This window comes from Mizugakiibacter sp. (genome assembly GCF_039680435.1).
GTDB lineage: Bacteria > Pseudomonadota > Gammaproteobacteria > Xanthomonadales > Rhodanobacteraceae > Mizugakiibacter.
Genome location: NZ_JBDKSX010000060.1, coordinates 24,207 through 38,616 on the forward strand (window position 1 = coordinate 24,207; position 14,410 = coordinate 38,616).

At 65.1% G+C, this 14,410-nt stretch carries 15 protein-coding genes; 1 reads left to right on the top strand and 14 read right to left on the bottom strand.

All coding sequences use genetic code 11. From position 1 onward, the window contains the following. Window positions 1-11: 11 nt before the first annotated feature. The 12 genes from ABFC67_RS06365 to ABFC67_RS06420 all read right to left on the bottom strand — a co-directional run bounded on the left by ABFC67_RS06365 (window position 12) and on the right by ABFC67_RS06420 (window position 11,666). Window positions 12-1,295 carry a copper resistance protein B gene (locus tag ABFC67_RS06365; protein ID WP_318159427.1) on the bottom strand — a complete coding sequence of 428 codons (1,284 nt, stop codon included), beginning with the start codon at window positions 1,293-1,295 and terminating at the stop codon, window positions 12-14. Beyond that, window positions 1,292-3,076: a copper resistance system multicopper oxidase gene (locus ABFC67_RS06370; protein ID WP_318159545.1), complete on the bottom strand. Its 1,785-nt coding sequence runs from the start codon at window positions 3,074-3,076 to the stop codon at window positions 1,292-1,294. Before ABFC67_RS06370 ends, ABFC67_RS06365 begins: the two co-directional genes overlap by 4 nt. Before the next feature lie 572 nt (window positions 3,077-3,648). After that, complete coding sequence (locus tag ABFC67_RS06375) at window positions 3,649-3,987, bottom strand: hypothetical protein (RefSeq protein ID WP_318159426.1); 339 nt, start codon at window positions 3,985-3,987, stop codon at window positions 3,649-3,651. Window positions 3,988-4,285: 298 nt separating this feature from the next. Further along, window positions 4,286-6,247: a relaxase/mobilization nuclease and DUF3363 domain-containing protein gene (locus ABFC67_RS06380; RefSeq protein ID WP_318159425.1), complete on the bottom strand. Its 1,962-nt coding sequence runs from the start codon at window positions 6,245-6,247 to the stop codon at window positions 4,286-4,288. Window positions 6,248-6,680: 433 nt separating this feature from the next. Further along, window positions 6,681-7,271 (bottom strand): S26 family signal peptidase, encoded by a 591-nt coding sequence (locus ABFC67_RS06385; protein WP_346737187.1) that lies wholly within the window; start codon window positions 7,269-7,271, stop codon window positions 6,681-6,683. Further along, window positions 7,268-7,789: a DUF2840 domain-containing protein gene (locus ABFC67_RS06390; RefSeq protein WP_318159423.1), complete on the bottom strand. Its 522-nt coding sequence runs from the start codon at window positions 7,787-7,789 to the stop codon at window positions 7,268-7,270. The genes ABFC67_RS06385 and ABFC67_RS06390 overlap by 4 nt, the downstream gene beginning before the upstream one ends. Then, on the bottom strand, window positions 7,786-8,037 hold the full coding sequence (locus ABFC67_RS06395) for a chromosome partitioning protein ParB (protein WP_318159422.1): 252 nt from the start codon (window positions 8,035-8,037) through the stop codon (window positions 7,786-7,788). Before ABFC67_RS06395 ends, ABFC67_RS06390 begins: the two co-directional genes overlap by 4 nt. Then, complete coding sequence (parA, locus tag ABFC67_RS06400) at window positions 8,034-8,672, bottom strand: ParA family partition ATPase (protein ID WP_318159421.1); 639 nt, start codon at window positions 8,670-8,672, stop codon at window positions 8,034-8,036. The genes ABFC67_RS06395 and parA overlap by 4 nt, the downstream gene beginning before the upstream one ends. 289 nt (window positions 8,673-8,961) lie before the next feature. Next, the gene (locus tag ABFC67_RS06405) at window positions 8,962-9,789 is read right to left on the bottom strand and encodes a replication initiator protein A (protein WP_318159420.1); all 828 of its coding nucleotides are present in this window, start codon (window positions 9,787-9,789) and stop codon (window positions 8,962-8,964) included. 26 nt (window positions 9,790-9,815) lie between these two features. Next, window positions 9,816-10,112 carry a helix-turn-helix domain-containing protein gene (locus ABFC67_RS06410; protein ID WP_318159419.1) on the bottom strand — a complete coding sequence of 99 codons (297 nt, stop codon included), beginning with the start codon at window positions 10,110-10,112 and terminating at the stop codon, window positions 9,816-9,818. 125 nt (window positions 10,113-10,237) lie between these two features. Further along, window positions 10,238-10,993, bottom strand: coding sequence for a DUF2285 domain-containing protein (locus ABFC67_RS06415; RefSeq protein ID WP_318159418.1), 756 nt, complete (start codon window positions 10,991-10,993; stop codon window positions 10,238-10,240). Between the two features lie 322 nt (window positions 10,994-11,315). Next, a complete protein-coding gene (locus ABFC67_RS06420; protein ID WP_318159417.1) occupies window positions 11,316-11,666 on the bottom strand; it encodes a DUF2958 domain-containing protein in 351 nt (116 codons plus the stop codon). 296 nt (window positions 11,667-11,962) lie between these two features. On the opposite strand from ABFC67_RS06420, the gene ABFC67_RS06425 reads away from it, so the two are divergent. Further along, complete coding sequence (locus ABFC67_RS06425; RefSeq protein ID WP_318159416.1) at window positions 11,963-12,253, top strand: helix-turn-helix transcriptional regulator; 291 nt, start codon at window positions 11,963-11,965, stop codon at window positions 12,251-12,253. A gap of 65 nt (window positions 12,254-12,318) precedes the next feature. On the opposite strand, the gene ABFC67_RS06430 is transcribed toward ABFC67_RS06425, so the two are convergent. Further along, complete coding sequence (locus ABFC67_RS06430; RefSeq protein ID WP_318159544.1) at window positions 12,319-12,636, bottom strand: DUF736 domain-containing protein; 318 nt, start codon at window positions 12,634-12,636, stop codon at window positions 12,319-12,321. Window positions 12,637-13,370: 734 nt separating this feature from the next. After that, the gene (locus ABFC67_RS06435) at window positions 13,371-14,123 is read right to left on the bottom strand and encodes a hypothetical protein (RefSeq protein ID WP_318159415.1); all 753 of its coding nucleotides are present in this window, start codon (window positions 14,121-14,123) and stop codon (window positions 13,371-13,373) included. Window positions 14,124-14,410 lie beyond the last annotated feature (287 nt).

A 14,410-nucleotide genomic window follows, 5' to 3' on the forward strand; every position in this document is an offset into this window, starting at 1 on the left:
GAGGATTCCCCTTAGAACCAGAGTCGGACGCCGGCCACCCACTGCCGGTCGAAGATGGGTTGATGATCGTCACGGGCAAAGTCGGCCGTGGCGCCGAAACGGCGTGTCCAGACCACGCCGATATAGGGCGCGAACTGCCGACGGATTTCGTAGCGCAAACGCAGCCCCAACTGGGCATCGGATACACCGCTGCCGATGCGTCGGGCCGGATCGGACTTGCCGTACGCGTTGACCTCGAATTCCGGCTGCAGGATCAGCCGCTGCGTGAACAGAAGTTCGTATTCGGCGCGCAAGCGGGCGGCCGTGCGGCCGGACGAGCCCACATAGCCTGTGGCTTCCAGCTCGAACCAGTACGGCGCCAGGCCCTGGATGCCGAACGCTGCCCAGTTGCGACCGGGACCTTCGCCCAGTTCGTGGCGTACCCCGAGCTGGGTGCTCCAGAAGGTGGCGACGTTGCGATTCCAGAACGCTTCGACGTCGCCGTCCTCCAGCTTGCCGCGGCTGCGTTCGCCTTCGGTGCGGAACCATAGCTTGTTGATGTCGTTGCCGTACCAGCCTTGCGCTTCCCAAGTCTGTCCGTTGCCGTTCTTGCCATGGAACGCTTCCAGCTGATCGAACAGCAGCATGCCCAGCGGCGCGTTGTCGGCCATGTCCATGCCTTTCATGGGGCCGTAGCCTATGCCGTCGGAATAATCCGGACTGCGCGCATCAGGTGGTGCATTGCCGCCCTGCATCGGACCCATCGTCATGCCGGACATCGAACCCACGCCCGCCATGCCACCGTGGCCTGCCTTCTGCGTATCGGTGGGCATCGTGCCGTGACCCATCCCCTTCATGGCTTGTTGGCTCATGCCAGACATGGACGAGTGATCCATCCCCGATATGGTGTCGGAGGACGCCGCTGACGCGGCAGACGCCGCCGAGCCCGGCATCGAGCCATGATCCATCCCCGGCATGGAACGGTGATCCATGCCGTGCATCGCGCCGTGGTCCATGCCTTCCATGTTCCCCATGTCATGCGACGGGGTGGACGATTTGGCGGGTGCGTGCTTCTTCACTTTCTTGGCTGTCGCTTGCGCGGCCGGCTTCGGAATGCTGCTCGCGCTGGCCGGCATGGTCATCCCAGGCATGCTGCCGTGATCCATGCCCGGCATCGTGCTCATGTCCATGGAGGACGTACTGCTCGACGGAGCCGGAACACTTTGTGCCGACACCACCCATGGCAAGGCCAGCAGCAGCGCGACCAGCAGCGCCGTGTGGCGCGGAGCGATTAAGATATGACGATGTGTTTTCATGACACCACCACCTCGCGGAACATGCCCGCCTCCATGTGGTACAGCAGATGGCAGTGGTAGGCCCAGCGGCCAGGGTTGTCGGCCGACACGGCATAGGTGATGCGCTGGGCCGGTTGCACATTGATGGTGTGCTTGCGCACCTGGAACTGACCTTCAGGGTTTTCCAGCTCGCTCCACATGCCGTGCAGGTGGATCGGATGGTTCATCATCGTGTCGTTGACCAGCACGATGCGCAGCCGCTCGCCGCTGTTGAAATGCACCGGCTTGGCGTCGGAGAACTTCACGCCGTCGAACGACCAGATGAAACGCTCCATATTGCCGGTCAGGTGCAGCTCGATTTCACGACTCGGTTCACGCGCATCGATCGGGCCACCGATGGTGTGCAGGTCGGCGTAGGTCAATACGCGCCGACCGTTGTCGCGCAGGCCTATACCCGGATCGTCGAGGTTGGTCCGCGGCATGTCGACATGCATGTCGACGCCGGGGCCGTACTCGGTGCGCGCGTGGCGGACCATGGGTTGACCGCCGGGCGTGAGATTGCCCATGCCTGGCATGGCCATCCCGTGCATGCCGCCCACGTCCATGCCGGGCATGGCATCCGCCGTATGCCCGCCGCCGTGGCCCATGGGGCCCATCGGCATGGCACCCATCATGTCCTCCATGCTCAGCCACACGCGCGGGTCCATCGCTGGTACGTCGGCCTGCATGCCCTCGCGTGGCGCCAGCGTCCCGCGTGCGTAGCCCGTGCGGTCGATCGACTGCGCGAACAGCGTATAGGCACGCGTGTCCTGCGGCTCCACGATCACGTCGTAGGTTTCAGCCACTGAAATGCGGAACTCGTCGACCGACACCGGAGCAATGTCCTGGCCATCGGCCGAGATCACCGTCATCTTCAGGCCGGGAATGCGCACGTCGAAAATGGTGGAAGCCGAACCGTTGATGAAACGCAGGCGCACCTTTTCGCCGGGTTTGAAGATGCCAGTCCAGTTGCCCGCCGGCGCCGCGCCGTTCATCAGGTAGGTATAGGTATAGCCGGAGACGTCCCCCAGATCGGTGGGATTCATGCGCATCTCATTCCACATCTTGCGCATCGCCAACGCCTGGCTCAGCCCCTTCTCGCGCACGTCGCGGAAGAAGTCGGGCACGGTGGGCTGGGCAAAGTTGAAGTAGTCGCTCTGCTTCTTGAGCTTGGCGTAGATGTGCTCCGGGTCCTCGTCGGTCCAGTCGTTGAGCATGACGACATAATCGCGATCGGTCGGGTAGCGCTCGGGGCCAGCCGGCTCGATCACCAGCGGACCGTACAGCGCGTTCTGCTCCTGGAAACGCGAGTGCGAGTGGTACCAGTAGGTGCCCGTTTGGCGCACTTCAAAACGGTAGACGAAGGTCTCGCCCGGCGCGATGCCATCAAAGGAAATGCCAGGCACGCCATCCATCTGGAACGGCAGAATGATGCCGTGCCAGTGGATCGATGTCGGTACACGCAAGCGGTTGGTCACGCGTAGGGTGACGGTGGTGCCTTCCTTCCAGCGCAGGATCGGACCGGGGATGCCACCGTTGACGGTGGTGGCCATGCGCGGCGCGCCGGTGTAGTTGACCGGCGTTTCGGCGATGTCGAGCGAAAAGTCGGTGCCGCTCAGCACGGTGGGGCGGCCGGGGCTGGTCAATGCCCAGACGTTTGGTGGACGAAGCAGGCCGAAACCAACTACGGCACCGCCGATGGCCACGCCTTGAACGAAGCGCCGACGTGACAAATCCGCCGGGGGCGGGGGAAGCATTTTCATGGGTCTCTCCAGGGCAAGCGATACCGACCATGCGATATCGATCACAGCCGATTGCTTGCGATCATCCACACGACGATCGCAAGCAAAGCTCATCGAAAATGAGGGAGAGTCAGACCGCCGGTGGTCGCAACGGAGGGGCAGTATTTACCGATGGCGCGCTGCTGGGCAGCGGCGTAGCGTAATTGGCGGTGATCGTCGCCGGGGCCACAACGTTAGCTGGTCCGGGTGGCAACGTGCTGCCGCACATGGCTGCACAGTTGCAGGCATGGCCCACTGAACCACCACAACAACCTGCATGGCCGTCGCAACAGGATGTCGACCCTTCGCTGGCCGTGTGGTGGTGACAGTGTTCACTGACCGCCGCAACCGTCGCGTGCATGGCATGCGAATGAGGGCTTCCCGTCATGCCCATCGGCGCAGCGGCCAATGAGTTGATGACCAGCATCAGCCACGCCAGCGCGCCCATCGCCCGGAGGCGACGTGAACGAGCGAGTTGACGCAGCGAGAAGGTCATGAGGCGAGCTTACCCGCGCGACCCGACACCCTCAACTCTGGAGTTGGGTATAGATGCCTCACGGCTTGCTGAAGCCCATGTGCAAGGTGATCTTGTCGCCGGCCTTCAGGTTGGCCATCGTGGATGGCGGAAAATGCACCTTCAAGGCCATCCCTTCGGTGGTCACGTCGACCACGCCCGTGCTTGCATTCACTGCCGTCACCGTCGCCGGCATCATGTGCATGCCCATCATCTTGTGCTGCATGCCTTTCATGCCCGGATGCATGGCATCCATCTTCTGCATACTGTTCGCTTCCGTCTTCGGCATGCTGCTCTGGGCAACGGTGACACCGCTGCCAGCCAGTGCAAACGCCACTAAACCAAGCATGGAATATAGTGATTTGCGAGAAATAGTCATGTGACCGTCTCCAACGCGAGTTGCCATACGCAACTGTATCGATCCTATGCCCACTTATGTGTACGGTAGTTGAAATTCCGGCTAATACCCTTGCTGCAGGCGACTTGGTTACACCTTCAAATAGCCTCAACGCCACAATGAGTTCTCGCATCTAAAGGTTCGGCGGCATCGATTCGCGTGAGCAATATGGCGCGAAGCTGCGAAACCTGGTCGTTACGGGATCGGCCGATAGATGCTGCTCACATATTGCCCATTGGCTGCTGGCTGATGGCTGATGGCCAAGTTTCCAACGATGAGGCTATCCAACCGTAGGGCCTCGCATTCGACCAATCTCCCAACTCACACTCGAGCCGCGCACCGTTACTGCAATCTGCTGCCCCATCCACTGCTCGATGACCGGCTTCCACGGAACCAGGCTGAATCCCATGCCGTCGTCCAACATGGCGTATCGGCCGCTGGCCAGCAGCACGCTGCGCCGGTAGATACCGGCCACACGCTGCCCATCGGTCACCGACCGATGCTCCAGGCCAGTTTCGGCAGCGATGTCACGCGTGGCCTTCGCCAACTCTCTGCTGCGCAGCGTCGCCAGTAGGTTACGCGCCAGAATCACTCGCTGCCCGCGCCGTTCAGCCAACCCCTGTTCCACCAGAAAGTCGGTGCGTTGGCGCAGCGTCTCCTTCACCTCTCCACCAAAGCCCATGTCGCCCAACCCCTTGCCACTTCCAATCAACTGCTGGTCCAGCCAGGTGGCACCGATCACGCGGGTCTGTCGCTCGATGGGCAGGTGTGACTTCAGTTCGATCGCGACGCCACCGCCCAGACGCTGGCTATCGTAGTGGCGGCCCTGTTCGGGCAGATCGTCCGGCACCTTCCATAGCCCCTCGGCCACACGCTCCACGATGCCGGCGCGGCGCAGGGCTTCGAGCCGGCGCACGTGCGCGGCCACTACTTCGTGCGGATCGCGGTCGGGCCTAACCTGGCCTTGGGCGACCGCCAAATGCCGGTCGGTGCGGTAGAGACCATCGACGGCCAGCGCGACGATGGTCTTGTCCGAGGCGCGTGCGCCGGCGGCGCCCTTGGCCTCGACGATGCTGCCGGTCGGGTATTGCTTCAGGTCCGTTCGTGGCGACAGCGTCACATAGTGCGCTTTGCCGTCCGTGCCATCCACGATGAGATAACCCTTGTCGTACAGCTCGTCGGCCAACCCCTTTGCAGCGATGCGGCCGATGATGGCGCGGCCATCCTCGCCCGGCTGGAACACGACCAGTTCGCGCTGCGTGCCGCCCATCGCCCGCTGCATGGTGCGAATGATGTCGCCGCGCTCGCCCATCGCCCGCAGAGTCGACTCGGCCTCGACGTGGATCACCCACGCGCCGGCTTGCGGTTGGCTCGCCAGCCCCATGCGCTGCAAACTTTGCAGGCGGCCAATCAACAGCTCGCGCTGGCGGTGCAGCCGAGCCTCGTTGAGGCGTTCGACATGCACCTGCCCATCGACGGCTTCGCGCTGCAAGGTGCGGTCCAGGCTGGTCCAGCGTTCCTGCTCGATTTCCCGTGCGAGCGTGCGTTGGATCTCCTGTTCGGTGCGCGGCCCCAGCCATTCGGTAGCGAGTTCGGCAGCGCGCTCGCGCAGGCCGCGGGTGAGGTATGCCTGCGCGATGATGAGGTCGCGGCCGGTGTCGTTCTTGCCGCGCAGGACGACGTGCGTATGCGGGTTGTCGGTGTTCCAATGATCGACTGCCACCCAGTCCAGCCGCGTGCCGAGGTCCGCCTCCAAGCGATTCATCAAGTGCCGGGTGTACGTGCGCAGATCGCCCAGCTCGGCGCCGTCCTCCGGCGAGACGATGAGACGGAACTGGTGCCGGTCGCCGTGTCCGCGTTCCTCGAACGCGGTGAGGTCGGCTTCGTCGGTCGCCGCGCCGTATGCCCTGCCCGGCTCGCCGTCGCGGCCCACGCCCTCGCGCTCGATGTAGCGCAGGTGCGTGACGGTCGAGCGTGCTCCGACCTGCTTCAGATATACCAACCGCACCTTGACGGCGGCGCGCCGCGAGTTGGCGGACAGCGACTGCCCGGTGAAGCGTGCCGCCACATGGCCGCGCCCCAACCGCGCGCCAGGCGTCTTGCCGCTCCGGCCACCGGTGGCATTGGCGGCCTTGCTCGTCTGGCGCAACACCTGGTTGATGAAAGCGTCTCCGCGGTGCTTCGGCGCGCCCGGGCGGATACGGAAACGGTCGTCGCCGTCCGAACGGTCGCGTCGGCTCATCGGGAAGCTCCATCCAAGGCCATCGCATCAGCGGATGGAAGGCACGCGATATCTCCTGAGCCGGCCTGACCTTGCTCCAACTCGCGGCACGGTGCCGCGTACCGGCGCGTGCCGCACCACCCCCATGTGCAGACACGCCTTGTGCGCACCGTGGTGCCGTACCCTTCAATCTTGCCCTGCATCTCTCCCCGACCTGACGGCACGGGGATGCGATGCCCCGGCGGCGCTGCGCGATGCGCAGCCTGCCAGCCGGCGAGCGCCTGCCATGCCAGCGGCATGGCGCGCTCAGGGCAAGCCGTCTGCACGGATGAAAACCACAGAGAATGTCGCGCAACGTGCGGCGCGAATGTGGCTGCACGGCTGACACGACGACACGGCGTGGAATACCGGAACGGCACGCCGGATGACACGATGATGCGCAGCGAACCGGCGGTCATCGTGGGCGTGCTTTCAGCCACACCGGATGCGCCACGCCAAGCACGGTGTCGGCGCGCACCGGTCCAAAATACCGGCTGTCGAACGACGCCGGGTTGGTCGTACTGAGCAGGAACAGTTCGCCAACGCGAAGACGCCGGCAGTGTGGCCAGGCATGCAGCGGTCGGCCCAGCCTATCGGTGCGCAACACGGCGGCCATCGGCACACCGTCGATGCGCACAATGCCTTCGGTGATGCACACCTGCTGCGGCGCGACGGCAGCGATCGATTTGAGCAGAGGGATGCGCAATGGCAGGTAACCGCGCCGCGCAGCCAGCGCGGCGGCGGCGGCCGGCAACGGAACCAGCACGATGCTGCCGACGTGCATCGCAGGTGACAGCGATCCAGCATGGCGTGCGAGCGGATCGATGCGATACCAGCCGACCGCCACGCTGTCGGACGGGTTGTACACCAGGCGCGACAGCGGCGACGCAAAGGACGCCCAAGCCAGCGCAGCTAGGCCGCCGGCGGCCAGTGTCGCCACGATGAGGAGAGTACGCCGGCGCGAATAAGGGTGCGGCGCCGTGTCGGTGGTGGGAATGGCCGTCATGACAGCGCCCTCCCCGCCAGCCAGGCGGCGTGCCGCTCGGCGGTGTAAATCGGCAATGGCCCACGCGCGATGAGCCGGTTGCCCAGCATGCGCCAGTACGCTGGCGATACGTCGACCGGCGCGATGCCCAAGGACTCGATGGCGTCGATGAGCGGCAGCACGAGGCGAACCATGCGTTCACCTTCGGCGTGCAGCAGCAGGCATGCGCCCGGCCACACACCAGGGATGCGCTGCGCGGCATCCATCGACGTGCATGCCTGCATCACCATGAGCTGCCAGCGTACCGTGCCGTAGTCGTTGGCCTCCCAGCGGATGCGGCAGAAGATCGACGCCGGCCAGAACGCCGCTACGCGCCGCCACCGATCACGTTGCACGTGATACGCCGGTTCACCGAAGCGCAGATAGAGGTTGAAACGATGCGCGACGTAAGCGAGCGAGACCCGAGTCAATAGCTCGTGATCGATGAGCGCCGCGAATGGCGGTGGCGCGACCGCTGCCACATAAGAAGAAGCATTCATGGGGTGTTCTCCGGGAACTCGCGCTCCAGCTGCACGCGTAGCAGCTCGGCCACCGTCACGCCTTGCGTGAAGGCCGAGACCTTGATGCGCGCACGCAGCGCGGGCGTGATGTCGAGCGTCAGGCGCGCGGTGTAGAGGTCGCCTTTCTGAAGGTCGGCGCCGTCGCCCTGGCGAATCCACGCCTCGGCGTGCGGATTCATCGGTGGACGTGCGCCGATGGCGGTGCGCTTGCTACGTGCATGACTCATGACGGCCACCGCAGCAGCTCGTCGGTCAGTGCCGTGATCTCGCATGCGGCAGCGCTGTTGGGTACCAGTTCACGTGCAAGTTGACCGGCCGCCACGCTGTCGGCAAAGACGATGCGCTGATGGATTTCCGATCGCAGCGATGGCAGCGGTTGTTCGGCGAGCGCACCGCGTGCCTCGCGGCCGATGACGGTGGTGCTGACGCGCCGGTTGATGACGAAGGCGGCGGCGAGCTGTGGCCGGAATACCTGCGCCTCGCGGATCAACGCCACCATCTCGGCACTCGCCCACAGATCGTAGGGACTCGGTTGCACCGGCACCAGCACACGGTCCGCTGCCAGCAGTGCCGAGCGCGCCAGCGCGGCGATGCGCGGCGGCCCGTCGATCACGACATAATCGCTGCGGCGTGCCAGCTCCGGCGCTTCCTGGTGCAGCGTCTCGCGTGCGAGGCCCACGGCGCTGAACAACCGTGGCAGACCCTGCTGGCTGCGTCGCTGGGTCCAGTCCAGCGCCGAGCCTTGCGGATCGGCGTCGATCAGGATGACCTGCTGACCGCGCAGTGCCAGTTCGCCGGCAATGTGCGTGGCGAGCGTAGTCTTGCCGACGCCACCTTTCTGGTTGAGCAAGGCGACGATCATCGGACGGTTCTCCCTGACGGAAAACGGTCTATTGATCGACCTGGGAAACGCGGTGGTTCGGGTCGTGGGTGTGGCCGTTGCTTTTGCGTTTCAGCAGCTGTCCACTGCCACGGCGTGGCTCTATTACCCGTTAGTGTTCTTGGGTTAGATAAGTTAGAGGCCGCGCAAGGCCGCGCGCTGATTGGGTTTGCGGCCGACTTTGTTGCCTGATAGCACGAGGACGTGTTGCCCGATAGCATGATACTTCGGTTGCCTGATAGCACGAGTCCATTCACCGCTTGTCCCCGAGTTATCCCCGTGCCGTGTACGGCACGGGCCGGAAGGTCAGCAGCTCCGCTTTGCGGTTGGGCATCCATTCGATGCCGAGCACATAGCCGGGCAAGGATTGTTTCGCCACCAGCGCACGCAGGTCGACGGCGAAGTCGTAAAACCGGGCCATGCTGCCGGACTTGCGATACAAGTACGCGAAGTCGAACTGCCAGCCGCCGGCCTGGCGTCCCCCGTGTTTGCGCACGAGGCGATACAGCCAGCGTTCGATGCCGCCGGTGAGCCGGAAGTACGCCGGGTCGATGGTCAGCACCAAGGTGGCATCGAGTACGCCGGCATAGAACCAATCCGGCAGGATCAGCTCGATGCCCAGTGACGTACCGTGCACATCGGCCCGCTCCTTCCACTCGTTGATCCACGAGAAGCGATGCAGACGCCGTTTGGTCGTCTCGCGGATTGAGGTTGCCACCGTGGTCGATTGCAGGCGATCCAGTGCGGCCTTGAAGCGCTGATAGTCGCGCAACGATGTGCCGCGCCCGATGAAGCGCAAGATCTCGTAAGGCGTGGCCCGCATCAGCCGCGAGGTCGGGATGCCGTCGTCGCGGGCTTCCACGATCTGGCTCGCGGCCCAGATCAGGATGTCGGCGTCCCAGATCGTGGCGATGCCGTGTTCCTGCGTGCCCTCCACGCGCACGGTCACACCACCGGAATGGAAGTCGATCGGCGTGGTGCGCCGCGACTTCGCCAACGAGAAGAACGGAAACGCCATCAGGTCCTGGCTGTCGCGCGGGGCCATGTCGCCCGGCAACGCGCGGAACAGCGTGAGCTGTTCGCGTGCCGGGCGGGACATGGCGAGGGCCGCCCACGCACTGCCGGTCAGCGTGCACGGCTGCCGGCCGAGTGACGCTCGGCGTACTCGGGGTCAGACGTGGCCTCGAAGCTGCGCGCATCGGCCCAGGCATCAAGATCCGCGACGGCGTACATGACGCGCCGGCCGAACTTGCGAAAGCGCGGTCCGTCGCCGATCACGCGTCGCTTCTCCATCGTGCGCGGCGACAGCCGCAGGTGGTCGGCGGCTTCGTCGTTGGTCAGGTAGCGCGGTGGTTGGGCAGTTGCAGCGGGTTGCGGGGCAACGGTATGGGCGGCATAGGGCCGCACAGGAGCGGGTCGCATGTGGGAAGCCTCCATCGATTGGGAGCACCGGCGGCGACAGTGCTGCCGGATGGAGGCAGTCTCGGAAAAGCGGCGGGTTGCGCAGAGGGTCGTTTTGCAGCGCAGGCAAAACGACCCTCTCCAAGTCATTCGAGTTGTGCGAGGCGGCGGTAGCCGCCGTGCATCAGCGTCCGGCCCCGGCGTACCAGGCGACGCACGCGCGAACGCAGGCCGCCGTCTGCGTACCAGCTTTCGGCGACCGTATCGACACCAAAAAGTCCCGCCCCCGTTTCGCGCAAGGACGCGCCCGCCAAGGTCGCATCGAGCGCCTGCAAGGTGTGTAGTTCCAGCAGCGCGGCAGGCGTGGGACGGCTGCGCGCCAATACCGAAGGCGCGGCGCTACCAGTGGCAGCCCGCTGTTCCAGCCAGGCCGTCAACAAGCGCTGGAGCGTGCCGACCGAGGCGCTGGCGCGGAGGACATGGACGTAGGCCATGCCGTCCGCAAGGCCCGGCGCCAACGCTAGCCGCAGGCAGCTGCCGGGCCAGCGCGCCAGCAGCAAGAGGCGCTTACCGTCGTGGAGAAGGCATTTGTGGCCGGGAATGCGCCAGAAGGCGAAGACAACGGCACCCGGCGGCGGATCGACGTCCGGATAGAGCTGGAGCACGCTGTCGTGGTCGGGGAACCAGACGGGATGCGCATCGCGCGCATCCCTTGCCGGGTCTTCGAGCAGGTGCAGGCCCCAGGCGTGCGCCGCATCGGATCGGCGATGATGGCGCAACCATTCGCGCCGATAGTCGGGGTTCCTGCGCAGGTACTCCCATGCCAGCGCAGGGCCGTCGAGGTGCAGCACGTAGAGATACGCAGCAATGGGATACCAAGGCTCGGCGCTTCGATCGACCATGGTGCACGCTTCCCTCATTGAGCAGGAACATCGCCACGGTCGTCGCTGTGCAGGGACGACGGTATCACTTCAAGGCGTCATCAGGCCTGGGGTAAAGTAACCATCGGTGTCCAGTCCGATAGGCTCCGGCATCTTGCACGTGCAGTCCAAATCGTGACGGCTGTGCGTGCGCGAATCGCACGCAGCACGTAACACCCTGCCGCAAGCCGCGTCCCGCATCGTGACTTTTTCGGTCAGGCAGCCCCCTCTCGCCACGCAAGAGTGGCGTTTCAGACAATCCGGGTATCGAACCAGACCAAGAAAGAAAGGAAGCGAGGCGCGATCAGTCCGGGATCGAGCCGTCGAGCTGTGCCACCCGCACATACCCGGATAGCGGCCGTGCTGCGTGGAAGTACAGGTCGCGCAGGATGGGCCGCCCGAGCGGCCCGACGATAGCGGCCAAATCTGACAGTTTCACCACGCCTAGTGCGGGCATCCCGATGCCAAGATCGATCAATCCCCAGGCTGTATTGCCGTCGGTGGGATCAAGCGCGGCCAGCAGCCAGGTCGCGTGCGCGTCCGGCGTGAACAGTCGTACCACCGGCATCGGGTCGACGGTCTGGCCAGCAGCGCGTGCCTCGCCGACGGCGAGCAGTTGCGCGCGTTGTTCGTCGGTAACGAGCGGCTGGGTCATGGCCAGGAATCCCACGAAACCAACAATGCATGGATACGCTTTGCCGCCAAGGCGCGGAAGCGTCGAAGCGGATGTGTGCTTTCGTGCGGAAGCACGAAGGCGAAAGCCATCGAATCCGTACATGCACGGAAACGTCGATGCGCAATGGCGCATATCAGGAAAGACACGGAAGCGGCTCTCCGGTTCTGTCGAAATCCGTCAAAGCTGATTTCAGTGACAGGACAACAGGCTAAATCGCCACCAATGAGTTAAAGATAACGTGGTTTTGATTGTCCCTCGACCGGACGCTTCTGTCCATGCAGAAGCGCCCCGTCCAACCCGGCCGACCGGCCGGCGCCACCACCTTCGATGCCGAACTGGCCCGGGCATTCGGCGCGGCGGTGCGCGCATTGCGGACGGAGCGCGGCATCGCCCAGGAGTTGCTGGCGAACCAGGCCGGGATCGAGCGTTCCCATTTGGGAAAGATCGAGCGCGGCGAGCACATGCCCACGCTGGCGATCATCTTCAAGATCGCCAGCGCGCTGGAGTGCAGCACGGCTGCACTGATGAGCGCGACGGAAAGCCAGCTCGCGGCGTCCGGCGCGTAGCTTTTGCCGTGCTGCCTCCGGCACCACGGCGCCCCGCCGCAAGGGGCCGGGCGCCGTGGTGGTGGTTAGTCCGCCTGCTGCGGCTTGCTGCGCGACCAGATCAGGTCGTGCGTGCCGCCCTCGCTTTCGATCAGGCGGGCATAGACCGTTGCCGGGAACGAAGGATCGTCGAGGGTCACGGACACGTAGGGCCGTTCGGCCTTGCTGACTTTCTTCCACGCCGCGCCGATGTCGTGGCCGGCCGCCTGTACGCGGAAGTCGGGGGCGTTCTCGCTATCGCCCTTATCGTTGGGAACCAGCTTGACCTTGACGTTGAGCGTCAGGGTGCGGAGCGTGCCGGTGAAGCCGTCTTTCTCTGCGGTGAAGGTGCCGATGTTAGCCATGATGTTTTCTCCTTTCGGGTTGAACAAGGTCGCGCCCATCGCGTCCTTGTTGTGAACCGGCCGGCGGGGGATGGGCCGGCCGCACCGCGCAGCGGGCGCAACACCGTGGAGCACCCGGAAGCGAAAAGAATTTGCTGCGCGAGGAAGCCGCGCAGCGGCGGGGAAATTGTTTTCGCTGGAGGGTTGCGGCCATGAAGCCCAAGGCGCAGCCGCGCCCTCGCCAGGATTCACAACGAGACAAGGACGCAGGGGCCGTCCGCCACCGAAAGGAGACAGGGCCGACTCGACATTCCGCACGACGGCTGCACCGGCTCGTGCCCTGACGAGGGCAAGGTCAACACCCCAGCGACAGGCGAGAACGCCCCCTGGCGCAACGTGCAGCGACGTGCTTGAGGCGTGGCGTGGAAGTTCCATAGGCAAGGCCGGGCGGCGTGTCGGTGAACCGTCCTTCGTGACGGCCAGGCGGCGAGCCACCAGCGTCGAGGACGGCACGCTCCGGCACAACCTGCTGCAGCAAGCTGGGGCGTAGCCCCACGGGCCCCGCCCATGGCGGGGGGCGCGCGAACCCGGCAAGCGGAGCGCGCAGCGCCGTCAGGCGCGAAGGCATGAGGGATCGAAGCCGGATGGCCGTGACGGCGCAGCCGGCACGGGGCGCAGCCCGAGAGCCCGGCGGCGCGCAAGCGCCGCCACGCCCTGTTCCCGCCTCCCTAACCAGCTACGCCGAAGCGAACGCCCTACAGGATGAAGCTGCCCTGGTCGGCATAGCCGTGCGGCTCGATCGCCACCGCGGCCACCCGTGCCTGCACGGCACGCTTGCACGAAAAACCCTCGCCGCCGTCCTGTATCCACGCGCCGAGCCGGCGCTCCAGCCAGCCATGCGCGGACGCCGCACCATCCTCGATACCGCCGCAACGATCCGCCTCGATCTCTCCGTTGCGCGGGTCGAGCAGCACATGGATCGACAGCTCATCGCCGCTGATCGCGGTAACGGCGGCGGTTGCCGACAGATCGCCGTCGAAGGTGAAGCGATACAGGCCGCGCCTGCCGCCGTTGTTCTTCGGATCGGCACCGGACCACCAGTCCTCACCCGGCGACAATCCGAACAGATGCTGCTCCAGGCCGGCGTTGATCGCCGCCACCATCAGGTTGCGCCACCCCGTCCAGCGCACCCCGCGCTGCTTGCGCAGCGGAAAGGTCTTGAACGGCGAGTAGGAACGATCCAGCTCCGGCAGCAGATGCAGGTCGTCGGGCGGGTTGTAGCCCAGTTGCCGCAGCCGCTGCACCGCACGCGCATTGTTCGGTTTGCTGGCCTCGGCAGTAGCGCGACCGGCGAGTGCGGCGCGTAGCGCCGCATGGGTTCTGAAGCCGAGCGCGGCGGCCACAACCTCGCTCATGTGCGCGGAACGGACGCCGTTAACGCGACGCTCTGCCCGCTCCTTGAGGTTGCGGACGGCGGCTTCGGAAACAAAGTAGGTAGATGCAGACATGCCGAATTCCTCTGTGCATGGCCGATGTCTGCCGATTACGCATCGACCGAAGGAATGGGCACGGTCAACGTCATGGATGAAGCGGTAGAGAGCGTCGTTTAACCCGGCAGAAGGTTCAGCGCGACGCGGCTGACACGAACATCATAGCGTCCGATGGCCGGGAAGCAAGGCGTTGGAGAATGCCCCGGACTTCCCCCGTCGCCGCCTGGCCGAAGGCGGCGACGGGACGATTTTGTCGTGAAACCGGGCGCGGCAAACTTACCGCACCCGGTTCGGGGGAAAGCCCC

What these genes read in the sequence shown, in the direction of transcription:
- ABFC67_RS06405 (WP_318159420.1), bottom strand. Translation starts at nt 9,789, where the DNA reads ATGTCCCGCCCGGCACGCGAACAGCTCACGCTGTTCCGCGCGTTGCCG.
- ABFC67_RS06365 (WP_318159427.1), bottom strand. Translation starts at nt 1,295, where the DNA reads ATGAAAACACATCGTCATATCTTAATCGCTCCGCGCCACACGGCGCTG.
- parA (WP_318159421.1), bottom strand. Translation starts at nt 8,672, where the DNA reads ATGATCGTCGCCTTGCTCAACCAGAAAGGTGGCGTCGGCAAGACTACG.
- ABFC67_RS06420 (WP_318159417.1), bottom strand. Translation starts at nt 11,666, where the DNA reads ATGACCCAGCCGCTCGTTACCGACGAACAACGCGCGCAACTGCTCGCC.
- ABFC67_RS06410 (WP_318159419.1), bottom strand. Translation starts at nt 10,112, where the DNA reads ATGCGACCCGCTCCTGTGCGGCCCTATGCCGCCCATACCGTTGCCCCG.
- ABFC67_RS06375 (WP_318159426.1), bottom strand. Translation starts at nt 3,987, where the DNA reads ATGACTATTTCTCGCAAATCACTATATTCCATGCTTGGTTTAGTGGCG.
- ABFC67_RS06390 (WP_318159423.1), bottom strand. Translation starts at nt 7,789, where the DNA reads ATGAATGCTTCTTCTTATGTGGCAGCGGTCGCGCCACCGCCATTCGCG.
- ABFC67_RS06380 (WP_318159425.1), bottom strand. Translation starts at nt 6,247, where the DNA reads ATGAGCCGACGCGACCGTTCGGACGGCGACGACCGTTTCCGTATCCGC.
- ABFC67_RS06370 (WP_318159545.1), bottom strand. Translation starts at nt 3,076, where the DNA reads ATGAAAATGCTTCCCCCGCCCCCGGCGGATTTGTCACGTCGGCGCTTC.
- ABFC67_RS06430 (WP_318159544.1), bottom strand. Translation starts at nt 12,636, where the DNA reads ATGGCTAACATCGGCACCTTCACCGCAGAGAAAGACGGCTTCACCGGC.
- ABFC67_RS06385 (WP_346737187.1), bottom strand. Translation starts at nt 7,271, where the DNA reads ATGACGGCCATTCCCACCACCGACACGGCGCCGCACCCTTATTCGCGC.
- ABFC67_RS06395 (WP_318159422.1), bottom strand. Translation starts at nt 8,037, where the DNA reads ATGAGTCATGCACGTAGCAAGCGCACCGCCATCGGCGCACGTCCACCG.
- ABFC67_RS06435 (WP_318159415.1), bottom strand. Translation starts at nt 14,123, where the DNA reads ATGTCTGCATCTACCTACTTTGTTTCCGAAGCCGCCGTCCGCAACCTC.
- ABFC67_RS06425 (WP_318159416.1), top strand. Translation starts at nt 11,963, where the DNA reads ATGCAGAAGCGCCCCGTCCAACCCGGCCGACCGGCCGGCGCCACCACC.
- ABFC67_RS06415 (WP_318159418.1), bottom strand. Translation starts at nt 10,993, where the DNA reads ATGGTCGATCGAAGCGCCGAGCCTTGGTATCCCATTGCTGCGTATCTC.